Source organism: Owenweeksia hongkongensis DSM 17368, from assembly GCF_000236705.1.
GTDB classification, from domain to species: Bacteria; Bacteroidota; Bacteroidia; order Flavobacteriales; family Schleiferiaceae; genus Owenweeksia; species Owenweeksia hongkongensis.
In genome coordinates, this window is record NC_016599.1 from 1853577 (window position 1) to 1869820 (window position 16244).

Below are 16244 nucleotides of genomic sequence, written 5' to 3' on the forward strand. Positions count from 1 at the left end.
ACAAATGTAATATTAATACTACCTGCGTTGATCGCAATGTTATCTAGGATACCTAATGTTCAAATTGGTTTAATCATTATTAATATTTATAATGTGGTTCTTTCAAATACCAATATTTAACACGGTAATAAAAGCACTCGGTTATATTTGTAAAAATTTACCACCCTCTCGAAAAAATCGGGGCGGGTGGCTTTGCATTTTATACCCATGGCAGACACAGCAACGGACTTTATCAATAATTACCTTTTGGATGACCGCTTTCGCGGAATAGCTGAAGAGCTTCGAAACAATAAGTTTCATAAACTTCAACTTAAGGGCCTCACCGCATCATTTACTTCGTTGGCGGCCAGTGCCAGCTTTTTACATTCAGAGCGTCCACATCTATTCATTTTAAATGATAAAGAGGAGGCCGCCTATTTTTTGAACGACCTAGAACGAATTACTGATGAAAAAGATGTACTGTTTTACCCTGGGTCTTATCGCAGACCTTACCAGGTAGAAGAAACCGACAATGCAAATGTGCTGCTTCGTGCAGAGGTTTTGAACCGCATTAATAGCCGCAAAAAGCCGGCTATGATTGTGAGCTATCCGGATGCGCTTTTTGAAAAAGTAATTACCCGAAAGCAGCTTAACGCAAATACATTTTCGCTAAAAGAAGGTGATGAGCTAAGCATTGATTTTTTGAATGAAACACTTTTTGAATACCATTTTGAGCGTGTTGACTTTGTGGTAGAACCTGGTCAGTTTTCAGTTCGTGGAGGTATTGTAGACGTATTTTCCTTTTCGCACGACCAGCCTTATCGCATTGAGTTTTTTGGAGATGAGGTAGAAAGCATTCGCACCTTTGACATAGAAAGCCAACTGAGTATAGACAAGGTAAAAAAGCTCAGTCTTATTCCCAATGTGGAGAATAAGATGATGCTCGAAACCCGTGAAAGTTTCTTCGATTACATTTCTGACAAAATGGTGGTTTGGGTAAAAAGTGTACCGCTTTCCGCTAAACGTTTGGACGACTTTTTCACCAAAGCTGAAGAAGTTTATGGGGAACTGAACGACACTTTAAAACACGCCAAGCCGGAGGAATTATTCATTAATGGCGAAGCATTCAAGAAAACCTTAGAGGGCTTTGCTACTGTGGAATGGGGGAATGACACTTTTTATTCTCCAAACAAGGTTTTTGAATTTGACACCAAGCCGCAACCTTCATTCAACAAAAAGTTTGAACTACTTGTAGAAGACTTTAAAACCAATACAGAAAACGGTTGGAAGAATTATATTCTCTGCATGACCGCTCAGCAAGTGGAACGCTTTTACGCCATATTCGAGGACATTGGCCATGAGGTGGATTTTCAACCCATCGTTCACACCCTCCACGAAGGCTTTATTGACCCACAGGGCAAAAAGGTGATTTATACCGACCACCAAATTTTTGAGCGTTATCAAAAATTTAAGCTAAAAACTGGTTATGAAAAAAAGCAGGCCATCACGCTAAAAGAGCTTACCAGCTTACAAGTTGGAGATTATGTAACACACATTGACCACGGCATTGGTGAGTTTGGTGGATTGCAGAAGATTGATGTGAATGGTAAGCATCAGGAGGCAATAAAACTGATTTACAACGGTGGAGATGTGCTTTACATCAGCATTCACTCTTTGCACAAAATTGCACGTTATAACGGCAAAGAAGGAACCACTCCTTCCACTCATAAGTTGGGTTCGGGGGCTTGGGCAAAAACAAAAGCTAAGGCTAAAAAGAGAGTAAAAGAAGTAGCCTTTGACCTCATCAAGCTTTACGCTCAGCGTAAGGCCAATAAGGGTTTTCAATTTTCACCAGACACCTATTTACAGCATGAGCTAGAGGCTTCATTTATATATGAAGATACCCCGGACCAAGTGACGGCCACTGCTGATGTAAAAGCCGACATGGAAGCTCCAATGCCGATGGACCGTCTTGTTTGTGGGGACGTTGGTTTTGGAAAAACAGAAGTGGCCGTTCGTGCAGCTTTCAAGGCTGTGGCTGATAGTAAGCAGGTAGCTGTTTTGGTACCCACCACAATCTTGGCATTTCAGCATTTTAAAACGTTTTCTGAAAGATTAAAAGATTTGCCGTGTAACGTTGATTATATCAATCGTTTTAAAACCAAAAAGCAGCAAACCGAAACCCTAAAAAAACTGGAAGATGGAACGCTGGATATTTTGATTGGAACCCACCGCTTGGTTGGTAAAGACGTGAAATTTAAGGACCTCGGCCTACTGATTATTGATGAGGAGCAAAAGTTTGGTGTAGCTGTAAAGGACAAGCTTAAAAACCTGAAAGTAAACGTGGACACCCTCACTTTAACGGCAACGCCTATTCCGCGTACTTTACAGTTTAGCTTAATGCAAGCGCGTGACCTTAGCGTAATGAATACGCCTCCACCAAACCGTCACCCGATAGAAACTCAAGTGGTGCCTTTTAGTGAAGAAATGGTTCGCGACAGCATTATGTACGAAATGAGCCGGGGCGGTCAGGTTTTCTTTATTCATAACCGAGTTGAAAATATTAGGGAAGTTGCCGGGATGATAAGCCGCATGGTACCCGATGCTAAAATTGGTATTGGCCATGGGCAAATGGAAGGCAAAAAACTGGAGGAGCTCATGCTCAATTTTATCAATGGTCATTTTGATGTATTAATTGCTACTTCCATCATCGAAAATGGTTTGGATGTACCTAATGCAAACACCATCATTATAAATAACGCTCATCATGTAGGGCTAAGTGATTTGCACCAAATGCGTGGTCGTGTAGGGCGAAGCAATAAAAAAGCTTTCTGTAAACTTATTGCGCCACCTATGAGCACTTTAACGGAAGAAGCTCGAAAACGTCTTACCGCCATTGAGCAGTTTAGCGACTTAGGCAGCGGCTTCCAAATAGCCATGCGTGACCTGGAAATACGTGGTAGTGGTGACCTATTGGGTGGAGACCAAAGTGGTTTTATTACCGACATTGGGTTTGATACTTATCAGAAAATTTTGGCTGAAGCCATAGATGAATTGAAAGAAACAGAGTTCAAGGATCTTTATAACGATGATCAGAAAAAAAAGGATTTCGTGAAAGAAACTTTGCTGGATACGGATCTGGAGATTTTGATTCCTGATACTTATGTAAATAAGGTGGACGAGCGTTTACGTTTGTACCAAGCCCTGGATTCTCTGGAAAGCCCTGCACAGTTGGATGAATTTGAAAAAGAACTAATCGACCGATTTGGCCCAGCTCCCGATGAAGTTTATGAACTTCTAAACTCTGTAAGACTGAGGTGGCTGGGTAAGGATATTGGTTTTGATAAGTTAGTCTTAAAACAAGAAAGGTTGATCGGATACTTTATTCCAGACCAAAACTCCCCGTACTTCCAAAGTGAGAAATTCAATCTTGTACTTCAGTTTTTAAGAGATCAGCCCAAAGCGCAAATGAAAGAGCGAAATAACAAACTGTACCTCAGCTTTGGCGATGTAAAAACCGTAGATCAAGCACTACGATTACTGGAACCAATATTGGTAAAAAATAGGGGGTGAATTGGGAGGTAAAGACAAAATTCGTACATTTGACGGCAAATGACGTGGTGATGGATAATGAAAAAGTAAGTAATAGCGGCACAAATTATACCTACTTAGGAGGAACTACTCAAGTAAACGAACCATCGGAAGCCTATGGCACCCACTCACGTATAAAGTTAATTCGCAGAGGGCTACCGGTTCAAAGTCTTACTATCTTTCTAAAAGAATCAGGGCTTAATCGCCAAGAGTTGGGTCACATTTTACAAGTTTCCCCGCGTACAATGCAACGTTATGATAGCAATCAGATGCTTCCCATAAATGTTACCGAAAAGCTCTTAATGCTCAATGATTTATTCGAAAAGGCAAATGATGTGTTAGGTGGTGACTCAAAAAACATATCAGGGTGGTTGCACAGTACTGTTCCGGCTTTGGGCAATCAACGCCCCTTGGATTTACTCGATACCTATCAAGGGTTTAATGAAGTAATGAAAGTACTCGGTCGCATTGAGTGGGGTATTGCCTCATGAAGTTGTACCGTATTACCCATCCCAATCATGCCTATGACATAAGTGGCATGGGTGCCAAACTATATGGTGGCCGGTGGAACTCCGAAGGAAAAGCTGTGGTATATACAGCGAGTACAATTTCTTTGGCTATGCTAGAAACCATGACACATACTGATGTAGAGTGGCTTCGAAAACCCTTTTCACTCAATATACTCTCAATTCCCGATCATCTTCACATCCAGAAGCTAACCGAAGACAAACTTACATCTGACTGGAGAAATTTTCCTTATTCGCCCTCAACTGTGGAGTATGGTGATAACTGGATTGACAACAGGCTCACCGCTATTCTTCAGGTGCCAAGTGCTGTGAATTCTTTTGAAAGCAATTTTCTACTCAATCCCCTTCATCCAGATTTTTATCAAATAAAAGTGGAGGAAGTGAAGGAAATAAAATTTGATTTACGATTAGTGCTGTAACTACTCCCCTTCCAGCCAAGCCTTAAATTTTGGTGCTTTGTCCACACTCACAATCGCCTCGCTTGGAGTAGATGGATTTGTAATGAGTTTTAATCTTCCCTTGGAGTAGGCTATCATTTCAGAAATGCAATCAAAAGAAATAATGTACTGACGGTTGATTTGGAAGAATTTTTTGGGGTCTAAAACTTCAGAAATCTTAGTAACTGTGTGATCTATCAGGAATTCCTTTCCAGTTCTATCCGTAATAAAGGTGTGCTTGCCTTGAGCATAAAAAAAGCAAATTTCATCAACTGGTAAGCTTTTGATTCGCTCGCCCGTGCTCACCATAAAACGGTCTTTGTAGCTCGGTTTAAAATCCTGAAGAATACTCTTCCAATCAGGCATATGACTATTATGTAAGCTCTGCTGCTCAAACTTTGAAAGCCCCCTATTTAGCTCATCATTTGAAATGGGCTTTAATAAATAGTCTATACTATTAAGACTAAAAGCTTTGAGTGCATACTTATCATAAGCTGTAGTAAAAATGATTGCCGATTTTGGGCTGATTTGATCAAAAATGGCAAAGGAATTTCCATCAGAAAGATGGACATCCAAAAAAATAATATCGGGGTTTAGCATTTCTAGCTTAGCCACCGCCAGCCTAACTGAAGAAATGACTTCCAGCAGTTTCCAGTCAGGTCGATTTTTTTGGATCATCTCCTGCAATCGTTCTGCTGCCAAGGCTTCATCCTCTACTATTACATAGTTTACAGACTTCATTCCTCAATTTCTATAAGTGGAACTTCCGCTTCAAAATGACCTTCAATGATTTCAAACCTAGTTGGTTTGTCCGTCAATAAAGTGTAGCGTTTTGCAATATTTTCCAAACCAAGAGCCGTAGATGTCACTTCTTCGTTTCGCTTTTGCACATTATTACGGACGATCAAATTATCACCTCTATTAAAAATTTCAACTGTAAGTTTATTCTCCAATGAAACCTCATTGTGCTTTACCGCATTGGTAATTAGCTCATGCAAGCACAATGGTGGAATAAAAAGTATCATCGGCCTTGGGTTGATATTTACGCGCACCTGAAAAGCATCGCCAAAACGAATTCTTTGCAAACTCACATAAGACTCCAAAAACTTGAGTTCGCTACTTAGCGTTACCACCATTTCATCTTTTACATCAAGCACATAACGATACACATTAGCAAAATCTCCAACAAATTCTTCAGCCTTGGTGGTATCCTTTTTTATTAACGAAGCAAGCACATTCAGGCTATTAAAAAGAAAATGCGGATCCAGTTGAGAGCGTAAGGAATTCAACTGACTCTCCATATTCTCTCGCTTCATTTTTTCAGCCAAAAGCAAACTTTCTTTCCAACTTCTAAAAAAATAAACGCCTTCCACAATGGTTATTACCACCAGTGTTATCGTATTTCCAAACAGGATATTTTCAAAGTAAAAACTAACATTGACGAGAACCTCATCAAAAAGAACACTTCGGGAAAAAGCAAAAATGATGAGAAACTGAACCACCGTACTATAGGTGAACATCAAGCCCAGTTCTACAACAATTCGCTTGCCTACATTATCCTTCCATGGCATCTTATTATTGAGCCAAAACAGGATTGACATACATCCAAAATACAGACTTGAAGTGATTATTAAGGAGTATAGTGTTCCTATAAAAAAGTTAGTCCAAGCGTCTGCCTCGTTTCCGTAATGCGTGTCATCGACCAAAAAATACCGCAGCATACCTATAGTAGCCGGCACAAAAGAAATAATGATTACCGCCCAAACATCTTTACGTGTAAATTTTCCCATGTCACAAATTAAAGTGATTTATGCTTATCGATAAATCAAGCTGCCACACGATTTCTATGTTTTGTTTTTAGCCTACTCAAACATTCTTCTCGATATGGTTCAAATGCCGACACCCAGCTCACAGACTTTGTTTCGCCTAGTTTTCTATGAATTTTCATGGCTTTCAGATGAGCTTTCCGATTTCTAAACTCCAACATCTGCTCTTTACTTTCCCAGCAAGTTAAGGTGTAATAGGTTCTTAATTTCTTGTTCCAAACTTTAGCACTTAATAGTCCATGAGTTTTTTTAGATTGTATCGTCACCATCATTCCATGCCACTGAAATAAGGGCCACATCCACCACCATTTTATTGTAAAAGTGGTGAAGCTGTAATATTTTGCTTCCATTATTTAATGCAATTAAAAAGTGATTCGATACAGCACCATCGGGAAAATACCGAGCTGATAAGTGGTTTCAACTTCTTGGGTAGACTTATTATAATCCACGCCAAACGGATTTTGACTATTAGTTACATTTTGAATGTCCAAAGCCAATTCCTGAGTTACTTTTTTTCCTGAAACTTTATATCCTATTCTTATATCGGCACGAAAGTAAGGGTCGAATTGTGCTCCGTAGGCATCATCTTTTGCGTATACAGCTTCTCCATCAATGATGGATTGTTGTAAATCTATTGGCGTGTATCGCTGCCCTCCTGCATAGGTTACTTTTCCATCAAGTGTAATGGTCTTTCTATTTTCCGAATTCTGCTTTTTCTTGCCAAGTACAAACTCTTTCCCCCCAAGGAGATTAGCTACATAATTTCCATTAAAAGCAGTGTTTCGCCACACCTCATCACTTCCTTGATATTGACTTTGGTATAGAGAAATCGTACTAAGGAAGTAAAAGCCTTTATCCATAAATTTCTCTAAAGTGAGGTCTAATCCATAGTTGCAACCTGCACCACCATTCTCTACAGAATCTGGTGCATAAAAGTCAAAACCACCAGCATTTAGGCTTGAAAAAGAGCTTGGCATCTGAGTAACCACAGCATCATACAAATGCTGATAATATGCTTCAGCCTTAAAGTGTAGACGGTTTTTCATCATCAAATCATAACCCAACACAAAGTGATGGCTCTTGGTAAAGTCTAAATTCTCATTAGGTGAAATATAGCTTCCATCAGGCAGCCTTAGTTTTTCATATAAAATAACTACAGGTACGGCCTGACTATGCTTACCATACCCCAGATTGATGCTTTGCTTTTGCGTAAGCTGATAGCTCATCCCAAAACGTGGTTCTATAGAATAATTTCCATTGGAAGCCAGCACCATGGCGTGAAGCCCTGTGTTCATTTCCCACTTATCAGTAATGCGATATTGCCAGTTTACGTAAGGTTGATAGAGCCAATCGGATGAATTTTGGTCACGAAGGGTTCGGAAAGCATTCAGGTCAGAATCATAAGTACTATCACCTAGATTGTAATTTTTGTAGGTAACATAAGCTCCGGCTCTCAGTACATGGTGAACATTAAACTTTTTGTTGACAAAACCACTAAACTGCAAATCATCCTCCTGAAAGGATTGGCGGTAAGTTGGGGTTAGCTTGTCCCGGTCAGTATTAAGAGTGTCCACTTTTACATCATTACCCATGCTGGACAGAGCCACGGAAAACTTGGAGTACAAATCCTTATTGAAAAAATACTGATGTGAAGCGCCAATTACACCAGTGTAAGTGTCATTATATAAATCTTCACCATCACTATAAAAACCACCATCTTCACCCTCCTCGTTCTCACTTTCCAAAAACTCTATCGAACTGATTCCGCCCAAGGCAAACACATCAATTGTTCCGCGCTTGCTGCTGGGAAAGTGGAGTTTAATATTTAAATCCTGATATTTTGGAACAGCAGTCCCAGTTCCAAAATCTAAGCCAATTGCCGACATCAAACCAAGTGTAGAATATCTATAATTCACTAAATAGGAAAACCTATTCTCGCGACTAATTGGCCCTTCAGCACCAAGCTCAAAACCATTAAAACCAACCTGTCCTAAAAACTCATGGTTTTCATAGTTTCCATTGCGCATGCTCAAGTCAAAAACCCCGGAAAGTCCATCGCCATATTCGCTGGGAAAGGCTCCCGTTATAAAATCAGAGTTGGCTAGCACATTATTATTGAGCATACTTACAGGGCCACCGGTAGCACCCAATCCACCAAAATGATTGGGGTTGGGAATATCCATCCCTTCTAATCTCCAAATTAAACCGATAGGCGAATTTCCTCTTATTACAATATCATTATTAGCATCATTGGTGCGTTGCACACCGGCAAAATTGCTCGCCATTCGCGATACATCCTGCACCGAACCCGCAAAACGCATGGTTTCCTCTACCGTAAAACTTCGTCCTGAAACATTAACTCTCTCGTTTATCACCCTGTCCTCCTCATTATCTGCTTTCACAACCACCTCGTCCAATTGCTCTGTACTTTCGAGCATTGCCACATTTTGCACCAACTCTTTTGAGCTTGAAAGCTCTATACTTTGCAAAACAACCGGTTGGTATCCTATAAAACTAAATGATAGCGTGATGCGCTGCACAGGTACATTTTCAATTTGGTAATATCCATTTTCGTCTGTTGTTGTGCCTATTCGCGGTTCTGTTAAAGTCACCACATTTACTCCGGGAAGGGGAACTTCACTCTGCTTGTCAACCACTCTGCCACGAATAGTTTGGGTAAGATTTTGAGAAAAAGCCGAGACTGAAGTCAATAAAATTAAGGTTAGTAAAATATTGGTTTTCATAATTTAAGGTTTGGAGTATTTTACCGTAAAGGGAAATTACTCTATTTATTATGACCCAAAATTGCAAGATGTGGTTGCCTGCCACAATAAAAATGGAGTGAACGGGAGAAATGCAGGAATGAACAGGAAATTAATCTATTAAAATCTCTAATATTGATGAGGTTGTGTCTTATACGCGACCCTTTGTAAGTCTCGCCCGTGATACTTTCGTGATACATTGACCTTAATTTCACCATCGGTAAAGCCTACCTTATGAAAAGAGTATTAGTAATAGAAGACGACCCAGACATCATCGAGCTGATAAGCCTCCACCTTACCGATTTAAACTGTGCTGTAGAAAAGCAGATGAACGGATTAGAAGGTTTTAATGCAGCCCAAGCTTCTTCTTTTGACCTTATCATTTTAGACCTGATGCTTCCGGGTATGGATGGAATTGCGATTTGTCAAAAACTTAGGGCACTGGACAATTTCACTCCTATACTTATGCTTACCGCAAAAGCTGAAGAATTTGACAAAGTATTGGGTTTAGAATCAGGTGCCGATGATTACCTCACAAAGCCCTTTGGAATTAGGGAGTTTATAGCTAGGGTAAAAGCTATTCTGCGCAGGCAGGAAATTCATCAAGGGCAATCGGAAGAAAAACAAGTCTCAGAAATCAAACGCGGCAATCTTTATATTAATAGGAATAATCGAAAGGTAACTTTAGAAGGAAACCGAGTAGAACTCACCCCTAAGGAATTTGACCTCCTCTGCCTGATGGCCGAGAATCCGGGAAGAAGTTTTGACCGCGACCAACTGCTTTCTTCAGTTTGGGGTTATGAATTTAATGGATACGAACACACAGTAAATTCACACATCAATAGGCTTAGGTCTAAAATTGAAGGAGACCTTTCCAAACCGCAATACATACTCACCACCTGGGGTGTAGGCTACCGCTTTAATGATGAAATATAAAGGCTATGAAAAAATCAAGTTTTAGAAAAAGCCTTTTGTGGAGGCTATCTGGCGCACTTTTGCTGTTGCTCATTTTTTTGGGAATTGCCTATGTTTCTATTACCACCTACTCTGCTCGTAAATATTACCAAGAGACCACGCAAAAGTTAAATGCTCACGTTGCGGAGCATATGTTATTAGAAGTAAATCCTTTTGTGAATGGGGAAGTAAATGCTGAGGCAGTGGGTAAAATAATGCACTCCATGATGGCAGTAAACCCTTCTCTGGAAGTTTACTTATTAGACCCTCAGGGAAACATCCTGAAATATGTAGTACTGGATAAAAAAGTACGCCTAAAAAACCTAAAACTTGAGCCTGTAAAACAATTTTTAGCAGATAGCGGAAAAACATTTGTGCTTGGAGATGATCCAAGAAATCCAGGAGAGGAAACAATTTTTTCGGCCACAGAAGTTCGAAACGAAAATGGCCAACTGCAAGGTTACGTATACATGGTGCTGGCCAGCGAAGAATATGAAAACATAGCCGGAGCACTTTCTACCAGCTACTTTATGAAGTTGGGCGCTCAAACTTTTGCCATCACTCTTGTAGCAGCGTTTGCCTTAGGTATTTTTCTAATCGCTCTCCTTACCAGAAATCTCCGTTCGGTTATCACTACGGTAAAACGATTTGAAGAAGGAGATTATTATGCTCGCATACCTGTAAAGAATAGTGGTGAACTAGCTGATCTTTCGCACACCTTTAACCATATGGCTGACACTATTCTTAAAAATATTGAAGACCTAAAAGAAGTAGATGAGCTAAGACGTGAACTAATTGCTAATGTTTCGCATGACCTGCGCAGCCCCATGTCTGTAATACAAGGCTACATTGAAACGATGATGATAAAAGGCGACAACCTTAGTGATGAAGACCGAAGAAAATATCTTGAAATCATTTTTAAAAGCAGTGAAAAACTAAACCTTCTGGTAGCCGACCTTTTTGAACTAAGTAAATTGGAAGCCCGACAAGTTCAGCTTCAAAAGGAGCGTTTTAACATGAACGAACTTTTGCAGGACACTGCCAAACAATTTCAGCTTAAAGCAAAAGAGAAAAACATAAAGCTGCATACGGAGCTAAGCCATGAATCTCTGATTAAAGCAGATATTGGAATGATGCAGCGTGTTATCCAAAATCTGATGGACAACGCCTTAAAATACACTCCTGAGGATGGTGAGATAACGGTGAAATCTGTCCTAATCAATGAGCGCCTTGAAGTAAGTATTACCAACAGTGGAAAAGGCATTCCTGAAGACCAGTTGCCTCATATTTTTGACCGTTACTTTATGTTGGACAAAGACAAACACGGCATTGATGGCACAGGCTTAGGACTGGCCATAGTGAAGAAAATTGTAGACATTCATGATGCTGACATTAGTGTAAATAGCATCGAAAATGGGAGCACTTCATTTACCGTTGTGATGCCTGCGGCTTAAATAACAGACTATTGAAGGTTACCTTCAATTAAGTTTCGATAAAACTCATTCTGCTTTTCCATTTCTACAGAAAATTTCTGATGTTTTACTGTGATTCCTCCTGCTTTCCAATAAACAATCCTCCCATTAATTGCTACAAAAGTTGTTGGAAAACCGTCTGTTAAACTCAACCTATTTATTTCATTCCGATCCATTGTGTAGTGATGGAAATTAAACGGATTCTGCTCAAAAAAATCAGTAAGGTCTTCAAGGTTTTCAAATGTTATTGCAATAAAATCCACTCTACCCTTATACTCCCCGGCCAACTTATTAAACCACGGAATTTCCGCTATACATGGAGGGCACCCTGTAAACCAGAAATTATAAAACACCACTGAGGATAAATTACTTCCAGCAATTGTATTACCATCTATATCAACGGCCCGTAAAGAAGGAACTAATTTTCCAATATGGCTGGAATCATTCTTTTTAGCTATAAGGGTTTTTAGCCTTTCCTCTAACTCAAGGCCTGAGTGATCTCCAATAACTTTGTGTTCAAAATTATCTTGACTAGAAGTTTCATTCTGATTGATACATCCCAATGCTATTGAAAAAACTGCTGAAAAATATATTATTCGCTTTATCATACGTAAATCCTTCCAGAGTAAAATGATTTGATCTAATGTAGAGATTAAAGAAATCACTTCAGTTATCACCAAAGGTTTATATCTCTGTGATACTTCCGTGATTCTTTACAAAGACATTTGGAATAGTAATAATCAAAAAAATACTACCAAATGAAAAAGTCAGTAATATGGGCCATGGCAGCCTTAATGACCACCGCCATCGCTTGTGATAAGGAAGACAATGATGACAACAATTCTTCAACCACCAGCAGTTTAAAAATGAACATTTCCAACCTTGGAGAACTGGGTGCCGATGAGCGCTATGAAGGATGGATAATTGTAAATGGAAGCCCTATAAGTACCGGTACATTTAGCGTGAGCTCAAGCGGGGCACCTTCCCAAACTAGTTTTGAAGTAGCAGCTTCTGACCTTGCGGCAGCCACAGATTATGTGCTATCTATTGAGCCATTTCCGGACAATGACCCTGCACCCAGTGCAATCAAAATTGCAGGAGGTTCCTTTTCAGGAAACAATGCCGCTGTAAGTGTAAATCACCCAGTAGCTCTCAATGCAGACTTTAACACTGCATCAGGAAAATACATTTTGGCAACGCCAACCACCACCGATATGAGCGATGAAAATAGTGGGATTTGGTTCCTGGACATCAGCAGTGGCTCACCAATGACCGGACTAAACCTACCAGAATTACCCACGGGCTGGGTGTATGAAGGTTGGGTTGTTTTGCATGGCGAACCTATTACGACAGGAAGATTTACAGATGTAGACATGGCTGATATGGCTGCCCCCTTTAGCGGAAGCGATGCTTCGGGACCTCCCTTTCCTGGTGAAGATTTTGTAACCAATGCTCCTAGCCCACATACTTTCCCAACAGATATAAGTGGCGCTACAGCGGTTATTTCTATTGAGCCCGAGCCCGACAACTCCCCAACGCCATTTGTTTTTAAACCCTTGGTGAATATGATTAGTTCCTCAGCCATGGACCACGTTACTTATGATCTCAACAATCAAGTAAGCAGCAATTTCCCGATGGGTACGGTAACAAAATAATGTAGTTTGTTTTTGTTGGTTAATTCGAAAGCCGCTTTGCCTAAGGGTAGGGTGGCTTTTTTAGTATAGAATAAGCAAGCCGATTACTAAGGTGAGCACAGATTTTTTAAAACCTTAAAGCCTCCACTATTTTTCTAAATGAAACCTATAAATCAGCCGAGCTCGATACACTAGGCCGTCTTTAAAATCAGGGTTTAGCTGCTTTCGGTTGTCACCAAATTTAAAAGCCGACAAGCCCCATGTTATGTTGTCATCCCTATCATACACCCGATAATTTCTACCAATGGAGTAACCCACTTTGGTTTGAAGAATGATGCTTTTGCCTAAATCAAATTGCAAGTATCCATATACTTCGTTTGTAGATTTAGTCAAGTAGTTATCTGGGTTTCCTTGAAAGGGTTCATTGAGATAATAAGTTCTTACAAAGGAAGCAAAGCTTACTCCTGTTCTTACCCGTTCAAGTATTTTATAATTGATATCTGCTGATATCGGTAAACTTGCATTTATTTCCAGCTTTTCGTTTGGACTTAAATAATACAAACCGAGAATCGGGACAAAGAAGGGTCCGAACAATTCAGAATTATAGTAAAGTCCAACTTTATAATTTAGGTTTTTCCGCTTTTCATATTTCAACAAAGCAATTGCCCCAAGCTGAAAATCATTAGCGTCAATACTTTTAAAATCTGAAGCCAATTTGGGCAACAACAAGTAAGTTCCACTCCACTTTTCGCTATGCTTTATATTCATCCCAAGCTTTAGCATAGTGGAATACACTGAAGTAAGATTTGGCTCGGCCGGGTTTACCTTGGTAGAAATAGATTCAGCATAAAACCCCGTAAGGAAAGCATTGCCATTTTTCAATTCTACGGGAAGGGTCACGTCCATACCATATTCCTGCACTCGCGTTTCTGCCGTGGTGCTATCAAATTGATTGGCCGGAGTATTAGCATAAAAAAACTTGGCTAAATCCACATAATCTTGGGCCGAGCAAACAGAACAGAGAACAAGGAATATTAGCGTTAAGCTTGATTTCATAAGCAGTTTTTAGTGAACTAAAGATGCGAAAAACCTCAAAGTGAAATTCACAAAATTCAACATATTGATTTTAAAGTACTGAAAACGTGCGTTTTAAAATGTTTTATTCAAACACCCCAATCTCATTCCCCACAAGAGCTCGTAAGTGCTGATGTAAAACAATCAATTTTAATTCAAAAAATATGAAAAAGTCAATTTTAATAAAAAGCCTAGGTGCTGCCGCAATATTCTTCTCTTTTGCTACCTCTGGTTTAGCACAAAAGAACCCGATGGTGGGAGGTGCCGAAATGAGCCCAAAGAAAAACATTATTGAAAATGCCGTAAACTCTGAAGACCACACAACATTGGTAGCTGCTGTAAAGGCTGCAGGACTTGTAGAAACACTTCAAGGTGAAGGACCATTCACAGTATTTGCCCCTACCAACAAAGCTTTTGAAAAGCTGCCAAAAGGTACCGTAGACAATTTGCTAAAGCCTGAAAACAAAAAGATGCTTACCTCTGTGCTTACCTACCATGTAGTAGCCGGAAAGTGGGATGCAAAAGGCGTAATGAAAGCCATAAAAGATGGTGGTGGTAAAGCCGAAGTAAAAACCGTACAAGGTGAAATGTTAAACCTAATGAGCAAGGATGGCAAAGTAATGGTGCAAGACACCAAAGGAAATGTTGCCACCGTGACTATCGCTGATGTTTACCAAAGTAATGGAGTAATCCATGTAGTGGACAAGGTGCTTATGCCTTAATAACATTCAGCTTAACTAATGTGAGAGCGGTGTACCGAAAGGTGCATCGCTTTTTTTATAAAGAATATTAAATGAAAATCAACTTACTTGGCTCTCCAGCTCAGCGGTTCTCTGCTAGAATGGAACACGCTATACACTACAATAGTGTTTCCGTCAATTTCATAAAATACAGCAAAGGGAAATTTACCTAACCTGACACTCCGAAAAGACTTATATTTTTTCTGAAAAATTCTTGGTTGCTTGCTCAAAACTTTGAATGTCCTTTCAAGTTCCTTCAGAAAATCTTCACCTAAACCGTCCTTCTTGTCTTCATACCAATTATAAGCATCAACAATTTCAATCGATGCTTCTCCCCTTACTTTCAGGGAATATTTCATTTTTTGGAATTTTGTGCTTTGGCTTTCACTTCATCCCAACTATAAGAAGCTCCCTCTTCATTAAGGTATCGTTGTTTTCTTAAGTCCAGCTCTCTTTTGGCTACATCGCTTAACGCAAAGTCTTTCTCATCCGAAAAAATACTTTGAATTTTCTCCAAAAGTTCCTCGCTCTCAGTTAAAAGCAAACGCTCCATCAACTCTAGCTTTACCGATTTAATATCCATAATGATAATCTATTCTTACAAAGGTAAATTTATTCCTCTTTTTCCATTTGTTTGTCTGACACCACATTCTTTACCTTGCTCATCCTAAACTCAAAGAATGCTTAGCTCCAAAAAATCGCCCAAGTTCAAAACCTTTCTTACACCCTCCGAAAAGGGCGGAATGTTTCATTACCCCCACATGGATATTCCTTTTGAAATTGCTGATGCACTTTTAGGCGAAAGCAATCAAGTGAGAGTAATCATGTATTTGGAAAACGGGGCCAAACTACATCGCGCTTTGAAGCGAACTAAAAATGGGGAAACACGCATTGCTTTAGGTAAATCCACTTTGAAGCAAGCCAAAATAAACCCTGACCTAGAGCTATCCCTTTATTTGGAAATAGACGAAACAGAGTTTGGTTTTGAAATGCCGGAAGAGCTAGCCGAAGTGATGCGCCAGGATCCTGAAGGCGATAAAGCTTTTAGAGAATTAAAACCGGGCTTACAAAGAAGCTTTCTTCATTACATCGTTTCTGCCAAAACGGTGGACACGCGCATCAAGCGTTCGCTCAAGCTTATTGATAATTTGAAACAAGGAATAATTTCGGCTGGGACGCATCGTCAGGGGTAGAACTTCATTCTGACCGTAGAGACGGAATCTTACATAAAGATTCCAGATCTCCGCT

16 protein-coding genes are annotated in these 16244 nt (G+C 39.8%); 8 read left to right on the plus strand and 8 right to left on the minus strand.

Features of this window, described 5'->3' with window-relative positions:
- The first annotated feature begins 207 nt into the window (after window positions 1-207).
- The 3 genes from mfd to OWEHO_RS08405 are packed head-to-tail and all read left to right on the plus strand — an operon-like array spanning window position 208 to window position 4516.
- Window positions 208-3552 carry a transcription-repair coupling factor gene (mfd, locus tag OWEHO_RS08395; RefSeq protein WP_041627513.1) on the plus strand — a complete coding sequence of 1115 codons (3345 nt, stop codon included), beginning with the start codon at window positions 208-210 and terminating at the stop codon, window positions 3550-3552.
- A gap of 29 nt (window positions 3553-3581) precedes the next feature.
- Complete coding sequence (gene parS / locus OWEHO_RS17850; RefSeq protein ID WP_143764551.1) at window positions 3582-4061, plus strand: type II RES/Xre toxin-antitoxin system antitoxin; 480 nt, start codon at window positions 3582-3584, stop codon at window positions 4059-4061.
- Window positions 4058-4516, plus strand: coding sequence for an RES family NAD+ phosphorylase (locus tag OWEHO_RS08405; protein WP_014202051.1), 459 nt, complete (start codon window positions 4058-4060; stop codon window positions 4514-4516). Before parS ends, OWEHO_RS08405 begins: the two co-directional genes overlap by 4 nt.
- Here the strand turns inward: OWEHO_RS08405 and OWEHO_RS08410 are convergent, their stop codons facing one another.
- The 4 genes from OWEHO_RS08410 to OWEHO_RS08425 are packed head-to-tail and all read right to left on the minus strand — an operon-like array spanning window position 4517 to window position 9104.
- A complete protein-coding gene (locus OWEHO_RS08410; protein ID WP_014202052.1) occupies window positions 4517-5275 on the minus strand; it encodes a LytR/AlgR family response regulator transcription factor in 759 nt (252 codons plus the stop codon).
- A complete protein-coding gene (locus OWEHO_RS17855; protein ID WP_014202053.1) occupies window positions 5272-6324 on the minus strand; it encodes a sensor histidine kinase in 1053 nt (350 codons plus the stop codon). Before OWEHO_RS17855 ends, OWEHO_RS08410 begins: the two co-directional genes overlap by 4 nt.
- Before the next feature lie 35 nt (window positions 6325-6359).
- Window positions 6360-6710 carry a hypothetical protein gene (locus tag OWEHO_RS08420; protein ID WP_052301109.1) on the minus strand — a complete coding sequence of 117 codons (351 nt, stop codon included), beginning with the start codon at window positions 6708-6710 and terminating at the stop codon, window positions 6360-6362.
- Window positions 6711-6722: 12 nt separating this feature from the next.
- Entirely contained in the window at window positions 6723-9104 is a 2382-nt protein-coding gene (locus OWEHO_RS08425) for a TonB-dependent receptor (protein WP_014202055.1), read from the minus strand.
- Between the two features lie 252 nt (window positions 9105-9356).
- On the opposite strand from OWEHO_RS08425, the gene OWEHO_RS08430 reads away from it, so the two are divergent.
- Entirely contained in the window at window positions 9357-10058 is a 702-nt protein-coding gene (locus tag OWEHO_RS08430; protein WP_014202056.1) for a response regulator transcription factor, read from the plus strand.
- Window positions 10059-10063: 5 nt separating this feature from the next.
- The gene (locus OWEHO_RS08435; protein WP_014202057.1) at window positions 10064-11530 is read left to right on the plus strand and encodes a sensor histidine kinase; all 1467 of its coding nucleotides are present in this window, start codon (window positions 10064-10066) and stop codon (window positions 11528-11530) included.
- A gap of 8 nt (window positions 11531-11538) precedes the next feature.
- Here the strand turns inward: OWEHO_RS08435 and OWEHO_RS08440 are convergent, their stop codons facing one another.
- Window positions 11539-12225 (minus strand): TlpA family protein disulfide reductase, encoded by a 687-nt coding sequence (locus OWEHO_RS08440; protein ID WP_143764553.1) that lies wholly within the window; start codon window positions 12223-12225, stop codon window positions 11539-11541.
- Between the two features lie 81 nt (window positions 12226-12306).
- Here OWEHO_RS08440 and OWEHO_RS08445 point away from each other — a divergent pair, with 81 nt between their 5' ends.
- On the plus strand, window positions 12307-13203 hold the full coding sequence (locus tag OWEHO_RS08445; protein ID WP_014202059.1) for a hypothetical protein: 897 nt from the start codon (window positions 12307-12309) through the stop codon (window positions 13201-13203).
- Window positions 13204-13329: 126 nt separating this feature from the next.
- Here the strand turns inward: OWEHO_RS08445 and OWEHO_RS08450 are convergent, their stop codons facing one another.
- The gene (locus OWEHO_RS08450) at window positions 13330-14238 is read right to left on the minus strand and encodes a DUF6268 family outer membrane beta-barrel protein (protein WP_014202060.1); all 909 of its coding nucleotides are present in this window, start codon (window positions 14236-14238) and stop codon (window positions 13330-13332) included.
- Window positions 14239-14420: 182 nt separating this feature from the next.
- On the opposite strand from OWEHO_RS08450, the gene OWEHO_RS08455 reads away from it, so the two are divergent.
- Window positions 14421-14978 carry a fasciclin domain-containing protein gene (locus OWEHO_RS08455; RefSeq protein ID WP_014202061.1) on the plus strand — a complete coding sequence of 186 codons (558 nt, stop codon included), beginning with the start codon at window positions 14421-14423 and terminating at the stop codon, window positions 14976-14978.
- An 83-nt stretch (window positions 14979-15061) separates the two neighbouring features.
- On the opposite strand, the gene OWEHO_RS08460 is transcribed toward OWEHO_RS08455, so the two are convergent.
- Entirely contained in the window at window positions 15062-15355 is a 294-nt protein-coding gene (locus OWEHO_RS08460; RefSeq protein ID WP_014202062.1) for a type II toxin-antitoxin system RelE/ParE family toxin, read from the minus strand.
- Window positions 15352-15579, minus strand: coding sequence for a hypothetical protein (locus OWEHO_RS08465; protein WP_014202063.1), 228 nt, complete (start codon window positions 15577-15579; stop codon window positions 15352-15354). Before OWEHO_RS08465 ends, OWEHO_RS08460 begins: the two co-directional genes overlap by 4 nt.
- Before the next feature lie 97 nt (window positions 15580-15676).
- On the opposite strand from OWEHO_RS08465, the gene OWEHO_RS17860 reads away from it, so the two are divergent.
- Window positions 15677-16189 (plus strand): YdeI/OmpD-associated family protein, encoded by a 513-nt coding sequence (locus OWEHO_RS17860; RefSeq protein WP_052301110.1) that lies wholly within the window; start codon window positions 15677-15679, stop codon window positions 16187-16189.
- Window positions 16190-16244 lie beyond the last annotated feature (55 nt).

What these genes read in the sequence shown, in the direction of transcription:
- OWEHO_RS08405 (WP_014202051.1), top strand. Translation starts at nt 4,058, where the DNA reads ATGAAGTTGTACCGTATTACCCATCCCAATCATGCCTATGACATAAGT.
- OWEHO_RS08425 (WP_014202055.1), bottom strand. Translation starts at nt 9,104, where the DNA reads ATGAAAACCAATATTTTACTAACCTTAATTTTATTGACTTCAGTCTCG.
- mfd (WP_041627513.1), top strand. Translation starts at nt 208, where the DNA reads ATGGCAGACACAGCAACGGACTTTATCAATAATTACCTTTTGGATGAC.
- OWEHO_RS17860 (WP_052301110.1), top strand. Translation starts at nt 15,677, where the DNA reads ATGCTTAGCTCCAAAAAATCGCCCAAGTTCAAAACCTTTCTTACACCC.
- OWEHO_RS08450 (WP_014202060.1), bottom strand. Translation starts at nt 14,238, where the DNA reads ATGAAATCAAGCTTAACGCTAATATTCCTTGTTCTCTGTTCTGTTTGC.
- OWEHO_RS08455 (WP_014202061.1), top strand. Translation starts at nt 14,421, where the DNA reads ATGAAAAAGTCAATTTTAATAAAAAGCCTAGGTGCTGCCGCAATATTC.
- OWEHO_RS08460 (WP_014202062.1), bottom strand. Translation starts at nt 15,355, where the DNA reads ATGAAATATTCCCTGAAAGTAAGGGGAGAAGCATCGATTGAAATTGTT.
- OWEHO_RS17855 (WP_014202053.1), bottom strand. Translation starts at nt 6,324, where the DNA reads ATGGGAAAATTTACACGTAAAGATGTTTGGGCGGTAATCATTATTTCT.
- OWEHO_RS08465 (WP_014202063.1), bottom strand. Translation starts at nt 15,579, where the DNA reads ATGGATATTAAATCGGTAAAGCTAGAGTTGATGGAGCGTTTGCTTTTA.
- OWEHO_RS08430 (WP_014202056.1), top strand. Translation starts at nt 9,357, where the DNA reads ATGAAAAGAGTATTAGTAATAGAAGACGACCCAGACATCATCGAGCTG.
- OWEHO_RS08410 (WP_014202052.1), bottom strand. Translation starts at nt 5,275, where the DNA reads ATGAAGTCTGTAAACTATGTAATAGTAGAGGATGAAGCCTTGGCAGCA.
- OWEHO_RS08420 (WP_052301109.1), bottom strand. Translation starts at nt 6,710, where the DNA reads ATGGAAGCAAAATATTACAGCTTCACCACTTTTACAATAAAATGGTGG.
- OWEHO_RS08435 (WP_014202057.1), top strand. Translation starts at nt 10,064, where the DNA reads ATGAAAAAATCAAGTTTTAGAAAAAGCCTTTTGTGGAGGCTATCTGGC.
- OWEHO_RS08445 (WP_014202059.1), top strand. Translation starts at nt 12,307, where the DNA reads ATGAAAAAGTCAGTAATATGGGCCATGGCAGCCTTAATGACCACCGCC.